This window comes from Paenochrobactrum gallinarii, from assembly GCF_014205685.1.
In the GTDB taxonomy this organism is placed as follows: Bacteria; Pseudomonadota; Alphaproteobacteria; order Rhizobiales; family Rhizobiaceae; genus Paenochrobactrum; species Paenochrobactrum gallinarii.
This window is the reverse complement of sequence record NZ_JACIIU010000060.1, coordinates 1-3,498: the sequence shown is the minus strand read 5'-3', so window position 1 is coordinate 3,498 and position 3,498 is coordinate 1. Positions and strand designations below refer to the sequence as shown.

Annotated in this window: 3 protein-coding genes and 1 pseudogene; all 4 read left to right on the top strand. The window is 45.1% G+C overall.

Features of this window, described 5'->3' with window-relative positions:
- Positions 1–220: 220 nt before the first annotated feature.
- Positions 221–553 carry a hypothetical protein gene (locus FHS77_RS15760; protein ID WP_184224870.1) on the top strand — a complete coding sequence of 111 codons (333 nt, stop codon included), beginning with the start codon at positions 221–223 and terminating at the stop codon, positions 551–553.
- Between the two features lie 743 nt (positions 554–1,296).
- Positions 1,297–2,175 carry a c-type cytochrome gene (locus FHS77_RS15755; RefSeq protein ID WP_184224869.1) on the top strand — a complete coding sequence of 293 codons (879 nt, stop codon included), beginning with the start codon at positions 1,297–1,299 and terminating at the stop codon, positions 2,173–2,175.
- Between the two features lie 85 nt (positions 2,176–2,260).
- Positions 2,261–2,596: a DUF6634 family protein gene (locus FHS77_RS15750; protein ID WP_184224868.1), complete on the top strand. Its 336-nt coding sequence runs from the start codon at positions 2,261–2,263 to the stop codon at positions 2,594–2,596.
- A gap of 183 nt (positions 2,597–2,779) precedes the next feature.
- Positions 2,780–3,406: pseudogene (locus FHS77_RS15745) on the top strand (IS6 family transposase); the annotation flags it as partial.
- Positions 3,407–3,498 lie beyond the last annotated feature (92 nt).

Genomic DNA, 3,498 nt, shown 5'->3' with positions numbered 1-3,498 from the left:
CCTTAAGCCGCATCGCTCAAGGATGGCCTGTAACAGAAATCGAGGACCTCATGCCTTGGAACTTCAAGTCCAACGCCATCGGCTGACCGCTTACGGATTACCGTTGCTGAATTCTAGAATTCTGATTCAAAAATAAACGGCGTTTGCGAAAGCGAAATAATGATTGCGCCGACAGTTTTTTGAGCTCACGCTATTGATATAAATCCGTGAGACTTAAATTATGACAATCAGAAAGCAAGATGCGGAGCGCTTACGTAAACAACGTGAACGTCAACAAAGGGTGCGTGAGCGCCAGAAACGAGACCGAAAACCATCGCGGGATGATATAGCCCGCGTCTTGCTGCATATGCTCATCATGAGATCTTATAAGACCAATCAAATGCACTTGCTCGAGGGCTATTGCGATATGATCGTTCGCAGACTGAAAGCTCAGGGGTTTGATAAGGTTGCCAGTTATGCTGTTTTGGATAACCTCATTGAAAAATACACGAAATCAGATTGGCAGTTTTTTAGAAAGCTTCATTTGAAGGAAGACGATACCCCAATCAAGTGAGCTTGCCTTCATTACGATATCTATGAATCAATTGAGAGTTTCCCATCTGATAATGATGGCAGCCATACTTAAATGATTTGGCAAACATCGTTTGTGCTCAATTTTGTCTTCCCCCCGTTACTTCATAGCACGGCGTTTGCAGATGAATCGCAATTATAGAGTTTTCCAGAAATAATTATTTGAAAACGCTGGCGGCAGATTTTTGCTATTTTTATCTGTAGGTTAAGGCGAAACACGCTGTTTAATGCCGCTTAATTCTATGGATTAAGAGCTTCAAAAATCCTGCAGCCAAAAACTATTATAAAATGTGCCCACAGCTATTTCATATGAGGGCCTTCCCGGGTGTCGCCGGTCCTGTCATAGTTTATCCATGTTCGATTACAGAGCATAAAACGGCTCCGCCAGGTGCGCCAACACCATAACGGAGCCTGACCTGAAACCTTCGCATAAAAGGAATACGGGCTATGGCCAGCTATAACGATACCCATTTTAGAATGGAAGCACCTGTAATCTGCTCAGCAGTTTTTACAGGACTGAAACGGAAATAATTTCCGCTTCAAATGCGTTCGTGACGTCATAAACCGAACGAACTCCCTCATGTAAATTATAAAACTGGCAGTCGCTTCCGGTGTTTGCAGACATCGTCGGTGGACGCTGCTCGTCATTCAACAACCGCTCAAGTAGCCGCCGCTACAAAAGAGCTTGCAATCTGGTGTGCACATGCCGCCGGAACAGGAGAGACTATGTCTTCACGTATGACAATCGGTCGTATTTATTTGCACAAAAATTCTGTGCCGCTACGCGATAGCTTTTATAGTTCTAAAATAACTTTTGCCTACTTTTTTACGGGGCAGGCAATCATGCGCGCTAAGAATAAAGCTATCGCCAGACAAACAGCACGAAATAGCATGCTTAAACTTTCGCTTCTCAGAGAGGGTGAAGAAATCATCAGCATATTAGAAGAAGAATTCTGTCTCAACAAAACGAAGACTGAAAGAGCCTACCCATCTGACTATCTTCCTATCACACGGGATAGTTTGGAACATTCACTGAAATATGAAGCATCGCGTGCATCCGTCGATAACAAATCTTTTCTGGAATTGACACAAGAAGTAATAGGCGATGCAAATTATAATTTCGATCTCCTACATTATGATGAGAAGCACAAGAAAATACTCTGGCTTCATCTGGCCTATGGCATAGCGGAGTTACCGCAACTGGCGGCAGAATGGAGCCAGCAATCATTCGCCGCGGCTACAAAACTGGCAGCTTTTGCAACGCAATATTATGACAATAAAATTGAGAAAGTGGAGTTAATTTGCGTTGATCCGTTCTTAGAATGCTCTCACAGTGACCAAATGATCTGGTCGCTTAATGATATCAACAAACTCACAGGCCGTGCTGGCACAGCCAGTAAAATTGCAGCGGCGCGCTCCCAAAACAGAAAATATCTCTACAAATCACTCCTTAATCGCAAAAATGCAGATATGGCTGCAGAAGTCCAAAAGATGACCGATGAAATGCGTGACATTATATATGCAGCGCAAGAAAAGCCTATCGCACCGAAGATTTATTTAATGACACCTGCGTCGATAGAAGCGGGCAACGACGCGTCCGACTAAAACGTATCTTTCTCAAACCAAAACTCAAACGCCATGCCTGTTTTACAGGTATGAACGATGCCCCATACCCTAAAGGAAATCGACGTTGATTATTCAAAACGGTAAAATGAATGAAGTCTCCATTCGTCATAACATCACGCTTATGAAAGCTTTAATCCACGATATGGAAGAGTTTTTAGCAGGTAATGGTCCAATACAGGAAACACTTGAGCAAGCACCAGTGATTGGTAACTGGGAGCCCGCAAAACGTGACATACCATGCCTCTATGGGACTGTCCTAAATCATCCGCTCTTAGGTGAGGTCGTACCATCAGGGCTTACGTCACAACTATGGCTACTTAATCTTGATCAAGGATGGGCTCGCACACTGAGCCGATATTACAGATTAGGAAAGCAAGCTGAAACTCAATCAGCAGAGTGATTAAGAGTGGTGATACACTCGTGTAGAACAAGATTTAGCGGGAATTATTTCCGCTAAATACTAATTTCATCGTCCTGATGAAAAGCCATTTTCACGATAATGATGGGCTGCGCTCAACGGCTCTGTTGCAAAAACCACATTGCTTGACAGATAATAGCCTGTTCTGAGTGACAGGAGCAGGAAATGTCTGATTTCAAGTGGCGCCATTTTCAGGGTGAGATTATCCTTTGGGCAGTGCGGTGGTATTGTCGCTACGGTGTCAGTTACCGTGATCTTGAGCAGATGATGGGCGAACGAGGCGTGGGAGTTGATCATTCCACGATTTATCGCTGGGTGCAGAAATACGCGCCGGAGATCGAAAAGCGGCTGCGTTGGCACTGGCGCCGGCCACAATCTACGAGCTGGCGTGTGGATGAAACTTATGTGAAGGTCCGTGGACAATGGACTTATTTGTATAGGGCGGTTGACAAGTTCGGTAACACGATCGATTTCTATCTGTCGTCGACCCGCAATGCCAAGGCGGCCAAGCGATTTCTGGGCAAGGCGCTGAATGGCTTGAAGGATTGGGAAAAACCAACCGTTATCAACACCGACAAGGCGCCGGCCTACGGCATCGCGATTGCCCAACTCAAGGCCGAAGGCAAATGCCCAAATGAGCTCGTCCACCGGCAGGTCAAGTATCTGAACAACGTTGTCGAGGCGGATCATGGCAAGCTGAAACAACTGATCAAGCCGGTGCGAGGGTTCAAGACCTTGAAATCAGCCTATGCGACGATCAAGGGTTTTGAGGTCATGCGGGCGTTACGCAGAGACTGTTTATTATTTTGTGTAAGTTGCCGCTTCTTTTACAAGTGATCTTTCAAACGATGATCAAAATGTATCGTAAACCAATTCATGGCTAA

Excerpts from the sequence above, each read along its gene's own strand:
- FHS77_RS15755 (WP_184224869.1), top strand. The coding sequence starts at position 1,297 with ATGTCTTCACGTATGACAATCGGTCGTATTTATTTGCACAAAAATTCT.
- FHS77_RS15760 (WP_184224870.1), top strand. The coding sequence starts at position 221 with ATGACAATCAGAAAGCAAGATGCGGAGCGCTTACGTAAACAACGTGAA.